Here is a 16,298-nt window from a genome sequence, read left to right on the forward strand (position 1 = left end):
ACGTCGACGTGAACCACCCCCGGCCCAAGGCCCGGCTCTCCCGAGCCCTCGGCATCCCGCTGACCCGCAAGTGCGTGCGGTACTTCGAGCGGCGGCCCTATCCCCCGGGTGTGCACGGCCGATCCCGCCGTACCACCTCCGACTATCAGGTGCGGCTCCTGGAGAAGCAGCGGCTGCGCCACCAGTACAACGTCAGCGAGGCCCAGCTGCGCCGGCTGTTCGACGAGGCCGCCCGGGGCGCCGGCAAGACCGGCGAGACGCTCGTCGCCCTGCTGGAGCGGCGCCTCGACGCGGTGGTGCTGCGCGCCGGGCTGGCGCGCAGCATCTACCAGGCCCGCCAACTCGTCGCGCACGGCCACATCACGGTCGACGGGCGCAAGGTCGACCGCCCGTCGTACCGGCTGCGTCCCGGCCAGGTTATCGGCGTACGCGAGCGCAGCCGCGCGCTGCCGCCGTTCCAGCTCGCCGCCGCCGGCGCGCACGTCGACGAGCAGCCCCGGCCGTACCTGTCGGCGCAGCCGGGCGAGCTGCGCGCCACGCTGGTGCGCGAACCGGCCCGGCACGAGGTGCCGGTGATGTGCGACGAGCAGCTGGTGGTGGAGTTCTACTCCCGCTGACCGGTTACCGGGTCTGCTCGAGCCAGGAGGCGTACAGCAGCGCGTAGACCGAGTCGGTGTCGCGGACCAGCTCCTCGTGCGGGCCGCGCTGCACGATCCGGCCCCGGTCCACCACGATCACCTCGTCCGCCGCCTGCGCGGTGGACAGCCGGTGCGCGATGGCGAGCGTGGTCCGGCCCCGGGTCACCGCGTCGAGCGTCCGTTGCAGGCGGACCTCGGTGGCCGGGTCGACAGCGCTCGTCGCCTCGTCCAGCACCAGCAGGTCCGGGTCCGCGACGTACGCCCGGGCCAGCGCCACGAGCTGCCGCTCGCCGACGCTCAGCGCCTCCCCGCGCTCACCGACCGGCGTGTCCAGCCCGGACGGAAGCCCGTCCAACCAGTCGGACAGGCCCAGCTCGGCGAAGGCGGCGGTGAGCCGCTCGTCGGTCAGGTCGGGGCGGGCGAAGCGGACGTTCTCCCCCACCGTGGCGTCGAACAGGAAGCCGTCCTGCGGCACCATCACCACCCGGGAGCGCAGGGAGTCGAAGCGCACCTGCCGCAGGTCGACCCCGGAGAGCAGGACCTGCCCCTCGGTCGGGTCCATCAGGCGGGTGAGCAGCTTGGCGAACGTGGTCTTGCCGCTTCCGGTCTCGCCCACCACCGCCACCCGGCTCTTGGCCGGGATGTCCAGGGTCACGTCGTGCAGCACCGGCGGCCCGCCCGGATAGGCGAACGTCACGCCGGCGAACCGGGCGTCCAGCGGCCCCGGCGGCAGCTCCCGCCCCTGCTCGCCCGGGTCCGCCACGTCCGGGGAGACGTCCAGCACGTCCAGCACCCGGCGCCAGCCGGCGATCGCGTTCTGCGCCTCGTTGAGCACCTCGGTGGCGATCTGCACCGGCTGGATGAAGAGCGTGACCAGGAACAGGAACGCGGTGAGCTGGCCGATCGACAGCGTGCCGCCCGCACCCAGGCTGACCCCGACCACCACCACGCCGGCCAGCGCCAGCCCGGCGGCCAACTCCCCCACCGAGCTGCCCATGATGCTGATCCGGATCGCCCTCTGCTGGGCCACCCGCTGCCCGTCGATGGCCGTGTCCAGCCGCCGCGCGGTACGCCCGGCGATGCCGTACGCCCGGATCACCGGCGCGCCCACCACGCTCTCGCCGATCGCGCCGAGCAACGTGCCGGTGCGCTGCCGCACCAGCCCGTACGCCCCGGCGAGGCGGCGCTGCAACCGCCGGATCACCAGCACCGCGGGCGCGAACGCGACGAGCACCACGAGCGTCAACTGCCAGGAGTACGCGAGCATCACTGCGGTGGTCACCAGCAGCTGGCCCAGGTTGACGATCAGGATCACGCCGCCCCACTGGAGGAACTGGGTGATCTGGTCGACGTCGCTGGTGACCCGGGAGACCAGCGACCCGCGCCGCTCGGACTGCTGGTGCAGCATGGACAGGTCGTGCACGTGCCGGAACGCCCGGGTGCGCACCCCGGCCAGCGCGGTCTCGCTCACGGTGAACAGCCGGCGCATCATCAGATAGCCGCAGGCGGTGGTGACCACCAGCACCCCGGCGGTGATCGCCACGGTGAGCGAGATGACGTTCAGGTCGAGCCCGCCGACGATGCCGTGGTCGATGCCTCGCTGCACCGCCACCGGCACGGCGACCCGGCCGACCATGTAGACCAGCGCCAGCGCCAGCGTTCCGGCGAGGCCGGTGCGCAGCTCCGGGGAGAGCGCCAGCCCTCGCCGCAACGTCTGCCAGGTGGTCTCGGTGCTCTCGCTGTTCTCCCCCGTGGTCGTACTCACCGGTCCACCTCGATCTCCAGGCCCGAGGGCAACGGGGTGACCTCGTCGTACGTCCGATTCTGCTCGCGTTCCTGCTCGGCCTGCTCGTACGCGGTGACCAGGTCGGCGTAGCCGGGCACGGTGGCCAGCAGCTCGGTGTGGGTGCCGCGCGCGACCACGCGGCCCTGCTCCACGTAGATCACCTCGTCGGCGAGCGCGATGGTGGCCCGGCGGTACGCCACCACCAGGATCGACGCCGGGGCGCCGCCGTCGGCGGGCGCGCGCAGCCCGGCCAGGATGGCCGCCTCGACCCGCGGGTCGACGGCGCTCGTGGCGTCGTCGAGCACCAGCAGCCGGGGTCGCCCGGCGAGTGCCCGGGCCAGTGTCAGACGCTGACGCTGTCCGCCGGACAGCGACGTGCCCCGCTCGCCGACCATGGTGTCCAGCCCGTCCGGCAGCGCGGCCACGAAGCCGTCCGCCTCGGCCAGCCGCAGCGCCGCCCACACCTCGTCGTCGCCGATGCCGGCGCGGTCGAGCGCGATGTTGGCCCGGACCGTGTCGTCGAAGACGAACGGCACCTGCGCCACCAGCGCCACGTTGCCGGCGAGCGAGGCGGCGGTCAGCTCCCGCACGTCCACGCCGTCCAGCGTGACCCGCCCGGCACCCGGGTCGACCAGGCGCACGGCGAGCGAGGCGATCGTGGACTTGCCCGCGCCGGTGGGGCCGACCAGGGCGACGGTCTTCCCGGCCGGGACGGTGAACGTCACCTCGCCGAGCACCTTGGCGCCGGGCAGGTGCGCCTCGGCCGGCTCGTACGCGAAGTGCACGTCGTCGAAGGCGAGCGTGGCCGGCTCGCGGGTGGCCGGGTCGAGTGTCGTCGTGCCGTACGGCATCTCGCCGGTCGCATCGAGCACCCGGCGGACCCGGTCCCATCCGGCGACGCTGCGCGGCAGTTCGGCCAGCACCCAGCCGATGGCGCGTACCGGGAAGGCCAGCACTGTGAACAGGAACGCGACGCTGACCAGCTCGGTCACGCTGATCGCGCCCTGCCGAAACCGGATCGCGCCGACCACCAGCACGGCGAGCGTGCCGAGGCTGGGCAGCGTCTCCAGCATCGGGTCGAACACGCCGCGCAGCCGGCCGACCGAGATCAGCGCGTCGCGCAACTCACCGGCGCGGGAGGCGAAGCGGGCCGTCTCCTGGGCCTCGCGGCCCATCGTCTTGACCACCAGCGCGCCGTCGAAGCTCTCGTGCGCGATGCCGCTGACCTCGGCCCGCAGCCGCTGTGCCCGGGCCTGCCGGGGCGCCATCCGGCGGGAGTAGACCACGTTGAGCGCGAACAGCGCGGGGAACACGGCGAGGCCGACCAGGGCCAGCGCCCAGTCGGTGAAGAACAGCGAGGCCACCGCGCCGACGAGCATCACCAGCGTGCCGACCGCGAACGGCAGCGGCGCGATCGGGTACCAGGCCGCCTCCACGTCGGAGTTGGCGTTCGACAGCAGCGTGCCGGTGGAGTTGCGGTGGTGCCAGGCCAGCGGCAGCTCCAGGTAGCGCCGGGTGACCCGGCGACGGTAGGCGGCCTGGAGCCGGTACTGCATGTAACCGGCGCCGAGCCGGCGGCCGAAGATGCCCACCACCCGCAGCACGCTGATGCCGAACAGGGCCGCCGCGGCCAGCGCCAGCGCCCCGCGGGCCGCCTCGCCGCGCTCCACGGCCGGCACGACCACGTCGCCGACCACCGCGCCGACCACGTACGCGCTGGCGATCACCAGGAGGCCGAACAGCACGCTGCCGCTGACCGCGACCGCGAAGATCCGTGGCTGTTCCCGGATGGCCTGGCCGAGCACCCGTAGCCCTCTGCCGAGCACGTCCCGACTTGTCCCGCTCGCCACGCTCTCCCCCGCCGTAAGCCGCATCGTTCTCCCCCATCCTTACCGCTCGCCGCCGGTCCCGCCGACCCGGCCGGGATATGTCCGCCGTCACGTTCCCGCCGGACCTGGGTCGAGGGCGGCCGGAATCGGTCCGGCGGCGCGATCCCGCCGGGCGCGGCGCGCCGATCGGCCGGAACGGGCCTACGATCGGGCCATGCCGCGGTACGCCCGAGCGGAGCGCGAGGCGCTCGCCGACCTGATGCTGGAACTGGGACCGGACGCACCGACCGTCAACGAGGGGTGGACCACCCGTGACCTGGCGGCGCACCTTCTGGTGCGGGAGCGCCGGCCGGACGCGGCGGGCGGGATCCTGCTGCCGCCGCTGCGCGGCTACGGCGAGTCGGTCCGCCGGCGGATCGCCGCCGGGCCGTACGCCGACCTGATCGGCCGGGTACGCCGTCCCCCGGTGTGGAGCCCGGTGAGCAACCCGCTCACCGACGAGCTGGCCAACGGGATGGAGTTCTTCATCCACCACGAGGACGTCCGCCGGGCCGGGCCGGGCTGGCAGCCGCGTGACCTGCCCGCCGGGCAGCAGGCGGTGCTGTGGAAGCGGGTGTCCCTGCTGGCCCGGATGGCGCTGCGGCGGTTCCCGGCCGAGGTGCTGGTGCAGGCGCCGGGGCACGGCGAGCTGCGGGCCGGTGGCGGCGGCGAGCGGCTGCGGCTCGTCGGCGCGCCGGGGGAACTCGTGCTGTTCCTCACCGGACGGCAGCGGGTGGCCCGGGTCCAGGTGGACGGTCCGGCCGACCGCGCCGAGCGTCTGCGTACCGCCGAACTGGGCTTGTGACCGAGGGTGTGTAGCCGGTCGGCGGCCGACAGTGGAATGTGGACACCCGAACGTCGATAACGGTTGCGTACTCCCGTACGCTCCTGCGCACCGGCCCGACCCCGCGGGGCGGCGGACAGGGGGACGACGATGCGCGACTTCGCCCTCTCGGCACTGCACGAGCCGCCCTTTCCCTCCCGGCGTCACCCCGCCGTCGACCAGGCGGCCGCGGAGAGCGCCGCCTGGGTACGCGACTTCGGCCTGGTGGAGGACCAGGCCGGACGCCGGCGGCTGGCCGGGGCGTACGCGGCGGAGCTGGCCGCTCGCGCCTGCCCCGAGGCGTCGCCGTACGGCCTGCGCCTGCTCACCGACCTGATCAACTGGCTGTTCGTGGTGGACGACGCCTGCGACGACGACGGGCTCGGCGCGGCGCCCACGCTGCTGGCACCCACGCTGGCCGCGCTGCTGGCGGTGCTCGACCGGCACGGCGACCCGGACGCGCCGGCGCCGGCCGACGGCGGGCCGATCGCCCTGGCGCTGCACGACCTGTGCCGGCGGGCCCGCGACCGGGGCCGGCCGGCCCACCTGCTGCGCCTGGTCAGCCAGTTGCGGGAGTACCTGCTGGCGCTGCTCTGGGAGGCCGCCAACCGGGAGCGACTGCGGGTGCCAGGGGTGGCCGAGTACACCCAGATGCGCCGCCACACCGGCGGCGTCCGCCCGAGTTTCACGGTGACCGACCTGGCCCGCCCGTCCGCGCCCAACGCCGACCAGCGGGTCGCGCCGGCGCTCACCGCGCTGGACGCTCTCGCCACCGACCTGATCTGCTGGTGCAACGACCTGTTCTCCTACGGCAAGGAGCGCGGCGCCGCCCCGGAGGCGCACAACCTGGTCACCACGATCGCGGGTGAGACCGGGCAGGACGAGTCGGCGGCGCTGTACGCGGCGGCGGACCGGTTCAACAAGGCCCTCGCCACGTACGCGGAGCGGGACGCGGCGCTGAGCGCCGTGGCCGACGAGGGAATGCGGGTCTTCCTGGACACCCGCCGGGACTGGATCAGGGCCACCTACGACTGGTCCCGCGCGGCCAGCCGGTACGCCTGAACGGGTCCAGCAGGCGGGACCGGGGGCGACTCGACCGATCGGGGCTAGCCGCTGGCCGGGTGCAGGCAATACCCTTCGGTAACCGCAGATCGGCGTGACCCCCGTCACGTCCCTCCACCCCTGAAGGCGGCTACAGCGATGGCTCTCGATGTACCGTACCGTTCCGTACCGGACATGTTCCTCAAGCGCGTGGCGGACTCCCCCGACCGGCACGCCTTCGCCCACCCCGCACCCGACGACTCGGGCCCGGTCTGGCTGACGTGGGAGCAGGTCGGGCAGCGCGCCAAGGCGATCGCTGCCGGGTTGCACGGGCTCGGTGTCGGCCTGGAGAACCCGGTCGCGATCCTGGCCAACACGCGCCTGGACTGGGTGCTCGCCGACTTCGGCATCATGTGCGCCGGTGGGGCCACCACCACCGTCTACCCCACCACCGAACCCGAGGACGCGATCTACATCATCGCCGACTCCGGCTCTAAGGTGCTGTTCGCGGAGAACCCGGCCCAGGCGGCGAAGATCGCCGGGGCGGACCTGCCCGCGCTGACCCACGTGGTGCTCTTCGACGGCACGCCCGACCCGGCGGCGGCCGTCCCGCAGCTCACCCTGGCCGAGCTGGAGGAGCGCGGCACAGCCGCGCTGAGCGCCGAGCCGGACCTGATCGACATGCTCGTCGCCGGCATCGGCCCGGACCACCTGGCCACGCTGATCTACACCTCGGGCACCACCGGCCGCCCGAAGGGCGTGGAGCTGCTGCACGGCGGCTGGTGCTGGGAGGGCGTGGCGCAGGCCGAGCTGGGCCTGCTGCGCGTCGACGACCTGCAGTACCTGTGGCTGCCGCTGTCGCACTCGTTCGGCAAGACGCTGCTCTGCGGCGCCACCCACGTCGGCCTGCCCACCTACGTCGACGGCCGGGTGGACAAGCTCGTCGACCTGCTGGGCGTGGTGCAGCCGACGCTCATGTGCGGCGCGCCCCGGGTCTTCGAGAAGGTCTACAACAAGGCGGTCACCACCGCGCAGGGCGCCGGCGGCGCCAAGGCCAAGATCTTCGCCTGGGGCGTCGGGGTCGGCAAGGAGAAGGTCGCGCTGGAGCAGGCCGGCAAGCCGGTCCCGGCCGGGCTGCGGATGAAGTACGCGCTGGCCGAGAAGCTCGTGTTCAGCAAGCTCCAGGCGCGGCTCGGCGGCCGGATGCGGGTGCTGGTCTCCGGCGCGGCGCCGCTGAGCAAGGAGATCGCCACCTTCTTCGCCGCCGCCAACCTGCCCATCTCGGAGGGCTACGGTCTGACCGAGACCAGCGCGGGCGCGTTCGTGAACCCGCCCGACGGGCTGAAGATCGGCAGCGTGGGCCGCGCCATGGGCGACCTGGAGTGCCGGATCGACACCGACGGCGAGGTCCTGCTGCGCGGCAAGCCGGTCATGCGCGGCTATCACAACCTGCCCGAGGAGACCGCCGCCGCGTTCACCGAGGACGGCTTCTTCCGCACCGGCGACATCGGCACGCTCGACGCCGACGGCTACCTGCGCATCACCGACCGGAAGAAGGACCTGGTCAAGACGTCCGGCGGCAAGTACGTCGCGCCGTCGCACATCGAGGGCATGTTCAAGGCGGTGTGCCCGTACACCTCGCAGGCGGTGGTGATCGGGCAGGCGCGCAACTACTGCACCATGCTCGTCACGCTGGACCCGGACGCGATCAAGGGCTGGGCCGCCGGCACCGCGCTGGAGGGCAGCGACTACACCACGATCGTCACCTCGCCGCAGGCGCGGGAGATGGTCGAGGGGTACGTGGCCGAGCTGAACGCGAAGCTCAACCGCTGGGAGACGATCAAGAAGGTGTCGATCCTCCCCCGTGACCTCACCATCGAGGACGGCGAGGTCACGCCGTCGCTGAAGATCAAGCGCCGTAGCGTGGAGACGAACTTCGCCTCCGAGATCGACAAGATGTACGAGGGCACGCTCGCCGAGCTGTAGCCGCACCGCCGTACCGTCGCGCCGGCCGTGCCCCACCGTCCCGGGGCACGGCCGCGCGCCGTTCACAAGTGCTTCTGCCGCCAGTGGCTCTGCTCGGCCTCGGCGGCGATCTGCTCCTCCAGCGCGAGCCGGCGTACCCGGCGCCGGAGGCCGTCCTCGCGGCGCGTCTCCCAGGTGACCCCGGCGCCGGTGATCATCCCGAGCACACCGAGCGCGATCAGCTCCGGGATGCGGAAGACGAACGGACCGACCACGGCCAGCGCCACCACCGCGGCCAGCAACGGCCAGTGCACCTCGCGCAGCGCGAGCCACCAGCACCCGGCGAGGCTGAGCAGGTACAACGCCACCCCGCCGAACAGGATCGCGCCCCAGAAGTCGCCCAGCGGCAGCCCCCAGGCGGGCGTGGCCGGGTCGGCGGCCTCGGCCAGCAGGTCCTTGAGGCCGAGCGCGTAGAGGATGACCCCGGCGACCATCGGCAGGTGCATGAACGTGTACACGTCCCGGGTGAGCCGGACCCGGGTTGCCTCGTCCCGGGCGTGGTGCAGCGCCTGTTCCATCGCGAAGGCGAGCGTGTCGAAGTACGCCCACCACAGCGCCGCGACGACCACGATGCCGAGCAGCGCCGACACCGCCACCGGCCCGGCCAGCGGCAGCCCGTGCTTCGGGCCGAAGCCGAGCGCGATGATCGACTCGCCGAGTGCGACCAGCACGATCAGCGCGTGCCGTTCCGCCCAGTGCCCGGCCGAGACCACCACCCACCACTGGCGGGCGAGCGTCACCCCGCCGACGTACTCGACGAGCAGCGCCAGCGTCCAGAGCGCCAGTTGCAGCGGGATCGCGAACCGCTCCTGCGGCAGCCGCGTCGGCACGGTTCCGGCGATGACCAGCAGCACGGTGGCGACGGTCGGGAACACGGCGCGCAGGAGCAGCCGGCGGCGCCGGACCGGGTCGGCGCGGTCCACCCAGCCGAAGACCGTGAGCTGGGCCATCCGGATCACGAAGTAGCAGCCGGCGAAGACCAGCGGGCCGGGCAGCCCGCCGGGGAGGTCCTCGAACGCGCTGGGCTCGCTGAGCACCAGCATGAACGTCGCCGCCACGGTGACGAAGCCGACCAGCGGCAGCACGCCCTGGTCGGCACGGAAGAAGTTGCCCATCCGGGCGAAGCCGGTCCACGACCACCAGAGCAGCGCCAGCACCAGCAGGAAGCGGTACAGGTTGGCCGGCGTGAGCTCCGAGGCGGTGAGCGTGGTGACGTTCAGGAACGCGAAGACGAAGACCAGGTCGTAGAAGAGCTCCAGCCGGGTGGTGCGGGAACCCGGGGCGGCGGACCGCACGGTCCACGACCGCCGGACTCCCCTCCCGTTCCCCACCCGGGCAGTCTGCGGGCACCGGACGGGCCGGAGCCGCACTTCGGGCCGATCACCACCGGATCGGGCGGCCGGGCGGGTCAGGCGATGACGCTCGGCTCCCGCCACTGCGGACGGCTGGTGCGGTCCAGGTCGTAGCGGACCGCCGCGAGGCGCCCGACCGCCTCCACCAGCTCGTCGGCGGGCAGGGTGAAGGGCAGCCGCAGGAAACGCTCCAGCGTCCCGTCCAGGCCGAACCGGGGACCGGGCGCCAGCCGTACGCCGACCTCCTCGGCGGCGCGGGCCAGCGCGCTGGAGATCGGGCCGTCCAGCTCGGCCCAGAGCGTGACGCCGCCGCTCGGTACCCGTACCCGCCAGTCGGGCAGCCGGTCGGCGAGCGCGGCGACCAGGGCGTCCCGCTGGGCGACGAGCTGGGCCCGGCGGGCCGCCACGATGGCCGGCGCCTCGGTGAGCAGGTGCACGGCGACGAGCTGGTCGAGCACCGGGCTGGCCATGTCCACCCCGACCCGGGCCGCGGCGAGCCGCTGCACCTGGGGCGCGGAGGCGCGGACCCAGCCGATCCGCAACCCGCCCCAGTAGGGCTTGCTCATGCCGCCGATGCTGATCACCCGGGAGTGCCTGTCGAAGACGGCCACCGGCGGCGGCAGCGTGGTGTCGTCCAGCGGCAGGTCGACGAAGGACTCGTCGACCACCAGGTCGGTGCCGGCCGCGTGGGCCGTGCCGACCAGCCGCTCGCGCAGGTCGGCGGCCATCAGGTGGCCGGTCGGGTTCTGGAACTCGGGGATCACGTACGCGAGCTTCGGCCGGGTCTGCCGGAGGCTGCCGAGCAGCAGTTCGGCGTCCCAGCCCTCGTCGGACAGGCCGTGGGTGGCGATCCGGGCCCGGCGGGCGGACAACGCGGCCAGCGCGTTGGGGTAGGTGGGCGACTCGACGAGCACGCCGCCGCCGGGCGACAGGGCCAGCCGCAGCACCAGGTCCAGCGCGTGCTGGGTGCCGCTGGTGACCATGATCTGTTCCGGGCTGGTGGGCAGGCCGCGCTCGGTGTAGGCGCGGGCCACCGCCTCGCGCAGCTCGATGATGCCGGTCGGGTGGTAGCCGGCGCCGCCGAGGTAGCGGGGCAGGTCCTCGGCCGCGGCCCGGGCGGCCGGGACGAGCTGCGGCGGCGCGGACAGCGCGGCCACGCCGAGGTCGATCATGTCGCGGTCGTCGAGCGGCGTCCACAGCCCGGTGCTGGCCACCCGGTGTCCGCCGGGCAGCATGGTCCAGCTCCCGGCGCCCCGGCGGCTGGCCAGGTGGCCGCTCTCCCGCAGTTCCCGGTACGCGGCGGTGACAGTGGTCCGGCTGATCCGCAGCGCCTCGGCCAGTTCCCGCTCGGCCGGCAGCCGTACCCCGAGTGGGAGCCGCCCGTCGGCGAGCAACCCGCGGACGGCGCCGGCGAGCGCGGCGTAGTCGGGGCTGCGCCGGCGGCCCGGCAGGGCGTGCCACTGGCCGAGAAGCCGCGCCAATTGGACGCCGCGCACCTGGCTGGTCATGGCCACACCTCCGGAATTGGCACCCTTGAGGACCGCGATTGGCCCCTAGGGTGGCATGCATGGCACAGCTTGGCAATCTCCGGCACCGGCCGGCGCGACGGCTCACCCAGCTCTACGCCGGGCTGGTCCTGTACGGCGTGAGCATGGCGCTGATGATCCGGTCGGAGCTGGGGCTGGACCCGTGGGACGTGTTCCACCAGGGGCTCGCCCGGCAGACCGGCCTGTCGTTCGGCACCGTCACCATCGCCGTCGGCGCGCTCGTGCTGCTGCTCTGGATCCCGCTGCGGCAGCGTCCCGGCCTCGGCACGGTCAGCAACGTGGTGGTGATCGGGCTGGTCGTCGACGCCACCCTGGCCGTGCTTCCGCCCGGGGAGGGCATGCCGGCGCGCGTCGCGCTGCTCGTCGCCGGGATCGTCGCCAACGGCGCCGCCACCGGCCTCTACCTCGGCGCCGGGCTCGGCCCCGGCCCGCGCGACGGCCTGATGACCGGGTTCGTCGCCCGCCACCCCCGGTTCTCGGTCCGGCTGGTCCGCACCGTCATCGAGATCACCGTGCTGGCGCTCGGCTGGCTGCTCGGCGGCACCGTCGGCCTCGGCACGGTGGCCTACGCGCTGACCATCGGCCCGCTGGCCCAGTTCTTCATCCCGGTCTTCGCGCTGCCCGCACGACCGGCGGCCGGTGCGTACGCTACGTGACCGCGGCCGGGCCGACCGCCACGGCCGGGCACGAGCCGCAACGCGCTGAGCTGCGACGACGCAGAACCGGGAAACCAGGTGTTTCCTCCGCCGTCGCCGCCGGGCATCATTCCTGCATGGGGGAGAACGGATGGCGTTGGAGCGACGCCTGGATCTTCGTCGCGTTGGTCATCGCCAGTGGCGCCGGCCGGCACCGGCGGGCCGCCGCGACACGCCGCCCCGAAGGCGTACGGCTGGCCGACGTCCTCTCCACCGCCGACCACCTCAACCAGGCCATCCCGGAGCGGCACGAGGTGGAGGGGGCGGTCCGGCGGCTCGTCGGCGCGGGCCTGGTCAGCGTCGCCGACGGCTGGTTCCGGGTCACCCCGGACGGTGAACGGCTCTGGCGCACCCGGCCCAGCGCCGGGCTCGGCACCACAGTCGACACGGTGCAGGGCGTGCTGACCCGGCGGCACCCGCCCGCCGAGTCCGAGTGGCAGCTCGACGAGGACGACCACGCCGCCGCCGTGCAGGAGTACGTGGTCCGGTCCATCCCGATGCCGCGCCGCTCCCCCGAGGGGCACTCCGGCCGGCAGTGACCGCCGCCTCAGCGCACCGGGTGCCCGGCGCCGCGCAGCGCGTCCTTGACCTCGCCGACCGTGAGTTCGCCGAAGTGGAAGACGCTGGCCGCGAGCACCGCGTCCGCCCCGGCGCCGATCGCCGGCGGGAAATGGGCCACCTCGCCCGCGCCCCCGCTGGCGATCACCGGCACGTCGACCACCTCGCGGACAGCCTGGATCAGCGGCAGGTCGAACCCGGCCTTGGTGCCGTCGGCGTCCATCGAGTTGAGCAGGATCTCGCCCGCGCCCAGCTCGGCGCCGCGCGCCGCCCACTCGACCGCGTCCAGCCCGGTGCCCCGCCGGCCGCCGTGCGTGGTCACCTCGAAGCCGCTCGGCGTCGTGCCGTCCGGGGCGCGGCGCACGTCGAGCGAGAGCACCAGGACCTGGCGGCCGAACCGGTCGGCGATCTCGGCGATCAGCTCCGGCCGGGCGATGGCGGCGGTGTTCACGCCGACCTTGTCCGCACCGGCGCGCAGCAGCGTGTCGACGTCGGCGACCTGGCGTACGCCGCCGCCCACCGTGAGCGGGATGAAGACCGACTCGGCGGTGCGCCGCACCACGTCGAGCATGGTGCCCCGGTCGCTGGACGAGGCGGTGACGTCGAGGAAGGTCAGCTCGTCCGCGCCGGCCCGGTCGTACGCCGCCGCCAGCTCCACCGGGTCGCCGGCGTCGCGCAGGTCGAGGAAGTTGACCCCCTTGACCACGCGCCCGGCGTCCACGTCCAGACACGGGATGACCCGTACCGCCACCGTCATGCCCCGAGCCTAACGAACGCGCGGGCGGTGGTGACCCGCCGGTGAGGCCGGTCACCACCGCCCGCGGTGGAGTGGTTCGCGCCGGTCAGAGACGGACCAGCATCTTGCCGAGGTTCTCGCCGCGCAGCAGGCCGAGGAACGCCTCGGGGGCCTGCTCGATGCCGTCGACGATCGTCTCGTCGTACGACAGCCGGCCCTCGCGCAGCCAGCCCGCCACCTCCTGCACGAACTGCTCCCGCAGGTGACCGTGGTCACCGACGAGGAATCCGCGCAGCGTCAGCCGCTTACCGATCACCAGCGCCAGGTTGCGCGGCGCGGCGGGCGGCTCGGTGGCGTTGTACTGCGCGATCATGCCGCAGATCGCGGCCCGGCCGTGCAGGTTCATCGCCCCGATCGCGGCCTCCAGGTGCTCGCCGCCGACGTTGTCGAAGTACACGTCGACGCCGTCCGGGGCGGCGGCCCTGAGCTGCTTGTACACGGGGCCGTCGTGGTAGTCGAAGGCGGCGTCGAAGCCGAGCGCGGTGAGGCGTTCCACCTTCGCCGGGGAACCGGCGCTGCCGATCACCCGCCCGGCGCCGCGCAGCTTCGCGATCTGGCCGACCATGCTGCCCACCGCGCCGGCCGCGCCGGAGACGAACACGGTCTCCCCCGGCTTCATCGCGGCCACGTCGAGCAGCCCGGCGTACGCGGTCAGCCCGGTCATGCCGAGCACGCCCAGGTACGCGGTGACCGGCGCCAGGCCGGGATCGACCTTGCGGACGCCCTTGGCGTCCACCAGCGCGTACTCGCGCCAGCCGAGCCCGTGCAGCACCGTGTCGCCGGGCTTGACGTCACCGGCCTCGCCGGCCACCACCTCACCGATCGCGCCCCCGTCGAGCGGGGCGTCGAGCGCGAACGGCGGCACGTACGACTTGACGTCGTTCATCCGCCCGCGCATGTACGGGTCGACGGACATGAACCGGTTGCGGACCACGACCTGCCCGGGGCCCGGCGTCGGCACCTCGGTGGTGACCAGGCGGAAGTTCTCCGGGGTCGGCCAGCCCTCCGGCCGGGACGCCAGGTGGATCTCCCGGTTCACCCGCGCCTCGCTCATCGTGCTCACAGGGCCGCGCGGACCGTGCGCGTGACCTCGACGTTCCCACGCGTCGCGTTGGAGTAGGGGCAGACCTGGTGGGCCGCGTCCACGAGCTGCTCGGCGGCGGCGCGCTCGACCGCGGGCAGGTCCACCACGAGCGTCACGGCCAGGCCGTAGCCGCCGCTGCCGTTCGGGCCGATGCCCACCTCGGCCTCGACGACCGAGCCGGAGACGTCCGCCTTGGCCTGGCGGGCAACCACGCGCAGCGCGGAGTGGAAGCAGGCCGCGTAGCCGGCCGCGAAGAGCTGCTCCGGGTTGGCCGCGCCGCCGGCGCCGCCCATCTCCTTCGGTAAGGCGAGATCCAGCTCGACCGTGCCGTCGGAGGTCCGGACGTGACCGTCGCGGCCGTCGCCGGTGGCGCGGGCGGAGGCGGTGTAGAGCACCTGCATGTCACTGCTCCTTCTGTCGGTGGATCGTCTCGGTGACCCGGGTGAGGATGCCGTGGAGGAAGACCAGTTCGGCCTCGGTGAGCCCGGTCGCGGTGGCCACCCGGCGCGGCACGTCACCCATCCGCTCCCGCAGGGCCCGGCCCTGGCCGGTGAGGCCCACCTCGACCCGGCGCTCATCGGCAGCCGAGCGGGTACGCACCACCAGGCCGGCCGCCTCCAGCCGTTTGAGCAGCGGGGAGAGCGTGCCGGAGTCGAGCCGGAGCGCGGCGCCGAGTTCGGAGACCGTGGGAGCGTCGTCGTCGCGCTCCCAGAGCACCAGCAGCACCAGGTACTGCGGGTAGGTCAGCCCGTGCTCGTCGAGGATGGGCCGGTAGACGTCGGTCAGGGCACGCGACGCCGCGTAGAGCGCGAAGCACACCTGCCGGCGCAGTACCAGATCATCGGCCACGCCCTGAAAGGTAGCGCGCAATCAAGTTGTGCGCAACTTATCGGGCTGCGAGGCGAGGCCGACCACTGCGGGCGGCACCGCTCAGCGGTCCGGCAGGTACGCCTCCAGCTCGACCTCGACCAGCAGATCCGGGTCGATCAGCCCGGCCACCACCACCATCGTCGCCACCGGGCGCACCGGGCCGAACACCGCGTTGTGTGCCCGGCCCACCTCGTCGGCGTAGATCCGGTCGGTCACGTACATCCGCGTCCGCACCACGTCACCCGGCCCGGCGCCGACCTCGGCCAGCGCGTCCAGGCCGATCCGGATCGCCTGCGCGGTCTGCGCAGCCGCGTCACCCGCGTGCGCCACCCGGCCGTCCACGGTGGAGGTGCAGCCGGCGGTGATCGCCAGTGAGCCGGCCCGGACCACCCGGGAATAGCCGTAGAGCGCCTCCCACGGGCCGCCAGAGCCGAGCCGGGTCACCACCCCGGCGTCCGCCGGCGTCCGGGCCGGCTCGGCCGTCACGCGCCGGCCCGCAGAGTCGCCAGCGCCTCGGCGACGGTGAACGCGCCCGCGTAGAGCGCCTTACCGGCGATCACGCCCTCCACACCCACCGGCTCCAGCGTGGCCAGCGCCCGCAGGTCGTCCAGCGTGGACACACCGCCGGAGGCGATCACCGGGGCATCGGTACGGGCGCACACCTCGCGCAGCAGGTCCAGGTTGGGCCCGCGCATGGTGCCGTCCTTGGTGATGTCGGTGACCACGTACCGCGCGGCGCCGGCGGCGTCGAGCCGGGCCAGCACCTCGTAGAGGTCACCGCCGTCGCGGGTCCAGCCGCGCGCCGACAGGGTACGGCCGCGCACGTCCAGCCCGATCGCCACCCGGTCGCCGTACTCGCCGCAGATCCGGTCGCACCACTGCGGGTCCTCCAGCGCGGCGGTGCCGATGTTGACCCGGGCCGCCCCGGTGCCGAGCGCCGCCCGCAGCGACTCGTCGTCGCGGATGCCGCCGGACAGCTCCACCTTCACGTCCAGCTTGCCGACCACCTCGGCGAGCAGCGCGGCGTTGGAGCCCCGCCCGAACGCGGCGTCCAGGTCGACCAGGTGGATCCACTCCGCGCCGTCGGACTGCCAGGCCAGAGCCGCGTCCAGCGGGTCGCCGTACGCGGTCTCGCTACCGGCGGCGCCCTGCACGAGCCGGACGGCCTGGCCGTCGGCGACGTCCACGGCGGGCAACAGGGTGAGGCTCAACGCT

The 16,298-nt window shown here is 73.8% G+C and carries 16 protein-coding genes; 6 read left to right on the plus strand and 10 right to left on the minus strand.

Annotated elements, in window-relative coordinates:
• The first annotated feature begins 8 nt into the window (after positions 1 to 8).
• Positions 9 to 617: a 30S ribosomal protein S4 gene (gene rpsD, locus GA0070562_RS13650; RefSeq protein WP_091420676.1), complete on the plus strand. Its 609-nt coding sequence runs from the start codon at positions 9 to 11 to the stop codon at positions 615 to 617.
• 4 nt (positions 618 to 621) lie between these two features.
• On the opposite strand, the gene GA0070562_RS13655 is transcribed toward rpsD, so the two are convergent.
• Both GA0070562_RS13655 and GA0070562_RS13660 read right to left on the minus strand, forming a co-directional pair.
• The gene (locus GA0070562_RS13655; protein ID WP_091420680.1) at positions 622 to 2,403 is read right to left on the minus strand and encodes an ABC transporter ATP-binding protein; all 1,782 of its coding nucleotides are present in this window, start codon (positions 2,401 to 2,403) and stop codon (positions 622 to 624) included.
• The gene (locus tag GA0070562_RS13660; RefSeq protein WP_225853201.1) at positions 2,400 to 4,298 is read right to left on the minus strand and encodes an ABC transporter ATP-binding protein; all 1,899 of its coding nucleotides are present in this window, start codon (positions 4,296 to 4,298) and stop codon (positions 2,400 to 2,402) included. The genes GA0070562_RS13655 and GA0070562_RS13660 overlap by 4 nt, the downstream gene beginning before the upstream one ends.
• Positions 4,299 to 4,467: 169 nt before the next feature.
• On the opposite strand from GA0070562_RS13660, the gene GA0070562_RS13665 reads away from it, so the two are divergent.
• The 3 genes from GA0070562_RS13665 to GA0070562_RS13675 all read left to right on the plus strand — a co-directional run bounded on the left by GA0070562_RS13665 (position 4,468) and on the right by GA0070562_RS13675 (position 8,142).
• Positions 4,468 to 5,097: a TIGR03085 family metal-binding protein gene (locus GA0070562_RS13665; protein WP_091420688.1), complete on the plus strand. Its 630-nt coding sequence runs from the start codon at positions 4,468 to 4,470 to the stop codon at positions 5,095 to 5,097.
• A gap of 129 nt (positions 5,098 to 5,226) precedes the next feature.
• The gene (locus tag GA0070562_RS13670) at positions 5,227 to 6,177 is read left to right on the plus strand and encodes a terpene synthase family protein (RefSeq protein WP_091420692.1); all 951 of its coding nucleotides are present in this window, start codon (positions 5,227 to 5,229) and stop codon (positions 6,175 to 6,177) included.
• Positions 6,178 to 6,315: 138 nt separating this feature from the next.
• A complete protein-coding gene (locus GA0070562_RS13675; protein ID WP_091420696.1) occupies positions 6,316 to 8,142 on the plus strand; it encodes an AMP-dependent synthetase/ligase in 1,827 nt (608 codons plus the stop codon).
• Between the two features lie 62 nt (positions 8,143 to 8,204).
• Here the strand turns inward: GA0070562_RS13675 and GA0070562_RS13680 are convergent, their stop codons facing one another.
• Positions 8,205 to 9,476: a low temperature requirement protein A gene (locus GA0070562_RS13680; protein WP_091420700.1), complete on the minus strand. Its 1,272-nt coding sequence runs from the start codon at positions 9,474 to 9,476 to the stop codon at positions 8,205 to 8,207.
• 113 nt (positions 9,477 to 9,589) lie between these two features.
• On the minus strand, positions 9,590 to 11,041 hold the full coding sequence (gene yczR / locus GA0070562_RS13685; protein WP_091420703.1) for a MocR-like transcription factor YczR: 1,452 nt from the start codon (positions 11,039 to 11,041) through the stop codon (positions 9,590 to 9,592).
• Positions 11,042 to 11,100: 59 nt separating this feature from the next.
• Here yczR and yczE point away from each other — a divergent pair, with 59 nt between their 5' ends.
• Together yczE and GA0070562_RS13695 are read left to right on the plus strand one after the other, a co-directional pair.
• Positions 11,101 to 11,736, plus strand: a complete 636-nt coding sequence (gene yczE, locus GA0070562_RS13690) for a membrane protein YczE (RefSeq protein WP_091420707.1) — start codon at positions 11,101 to 11,103, stop codon at positions 11,734 to 11,736.
• 116 nt (positions 11,737 to 11,852) lie between these two features.
• On the plus strand, positions 11,853 to 12,314 hold the full coding sequence (locus GA0070562_RS13695; protein ID WP_091420710.1) for a hypothetical protein: 462 nt from the start codon (positions 11,853 to 11,855) through the stop codon (positions 12,312 to 12,314).
• 8 nt (positions 12,315 to 12,322) lie between these two features.
• Here the strand turns inward: GA0070562_RS13695 and hisF are convergent, their stop codons facing one another.
• The 6 genes from hisF to priA form a co-directional block, all read right to left on the minus strand.
• Entirely contained in the window at positions 12,323 to 13,090 is a 768-nt protein-coding gene (hisF, locus tag GA0070562_RS13700) for an imidazole glycerol phosphate synthase subunit HisF (protein ID WP_091420714.1), read from the minus strand.
• An 85-nt stretch (positions 13,091 to 13,175) separates the two neighbouring features.
• Positions 13,176 to 14,183, minus strand: coding sequence for an NADP-dependent oxidoreductase (locus GA0070562_RS13705; RefSeq protein WP_091421957.1), 1,008 nt, complete (start codon positions 14,181 to 14,183; stop codon positions 13,176 to 13,178).
• A gap of 5 nt (positions 14,184 to 14,188) precedes the next feature.
• Positions 14,189 to 14,614, minus strand: coding sequence for an organic hydroperoxide resistance protein (locus GA0070562_RS13710; protein ID WP_091420718.1), 426 nt, complete (start codon positions 14,612 to 14,614; stop codon positions 14,189 to 14,191).
• 1 nt (position 14,615) lies between these two features.
• Positions 14,616 to 15,062, minus strand: a complete 447-nt coding sequence (locus tag GA0070562_RS13715) for a MarR family winged helix-turn-helix transcriptional regulator (RefSeq protein ID WP_091420721.1) — start codon at positions 15,060 to 15,062, stop codon at positions 14,616 to 14,618.
• Positions 15,063 to 15,143: 81 nt separating this feature from the next.
• Entirely contained in the window at positions 15,144 to 15,569 is a 426-nt protein-coding gene (locus GA0070562_RS13720; protein ID WP_091420723.1) for a RidA family protein, read from the minus strand.
• Entirely contained in the window at positions 15,566 to 16,294 is a 729-nt protein-coding gene (gene priA, locus GA0070562_RS13725; protein ID WP_018785235.1) for a bifunctional 1-(5-phosphoribosyl)-5-((5-phosphoribosylamino)methylideneamino)imidazole-4-carboxamide isomerase/phosphoribosylanthranilate isomerase PriA, read from the minus strand. Before priA ends, GA0070562_RS13720 begins: the two co-directional genes overlap by 4 nt.
• Positions 16,295 to 16,298 lie beyond the last annotated feature (4 nt).

Origin of the sequence: Micromonospora tulbaghiae (genome assembly GCF_900091605.1) — a bacterium.
Lineage (GTDB): Bacteria > Actinomycetota > Actinomycetes > Mycobacteriales > Micromonosporaceae > Micromonospora > Micromonospora tulbaghiae.

Coding starts and splice junctions, on each gene's coding strand:
- GA0070562_RS13695 (WP_091420710.1), top strand. CDS start 11,853: ATGGGGGAGAACGGATGGCGTTGGAGCGACGCCTGGATCTTCGTCGCG.
- yczE (WP_091420707.1), top strand. CDS start 11,101: ATGGCACAGCTTGGCAATCTCCGGCACCGGCCGGCGCGACGGCTCACC.
- GA0070562_RS13660 (WP_225853201.1), bottom strand. CDS start 4,298: ATGCGGCTTACGGCGGGGGAGAGCGTGGCGAGCGGGACAAGTCGGGAC.
- yczR (WP_091420703.1), bottom strand. CDS start 11,041: ATGACCAGCCAGGTGCGCGGCGTCCAATTGGCGCGGCTTCTCGGCCAG.
- GA0070562_RS13665 (WP_091420688.1), top strand. CDS start 4,468: ATGCCGCGGTACGCCCGAGCGGAGCGCGAGGCGCTCGCCGACCTGATG.
- GA0070562_RS13705 (WP_091421957.1), bottom strand. CDS start 14,183: ATGAGCGAGGCGCGGGTGAACCGGGAGATCCACCTGGCGTCCCGGCCG.
- GA0070562_RS13710 (WP_091420718.1), bottom strand. CDS start 14,614: ATGCAGGTGCTCTACACCGCCTCCGCCCGCGCCACCGGCGACGGCCGC.
- GA0070562_RS13675 (WP_091420696.1), top strand. CDS start 6,316: ATGGCTCTCGATGTACCGTACCGTTCCGTACCGGACATGTTCCTCAAG.
- hisF (WP_091420714.1), bottom strand. CDS start 13,090: ATGACGGTGGCGGTACGGGTCATCCCGTGTCTGGACGTGGACGCCGGG.
- GA0070562_RS13670 (WP_091420692.1), top strand. CDS start 5,227: ATGCGCGACTTCGCCCTCTCGGCACTGCACGAGCCGCCCTTTCCCTCC.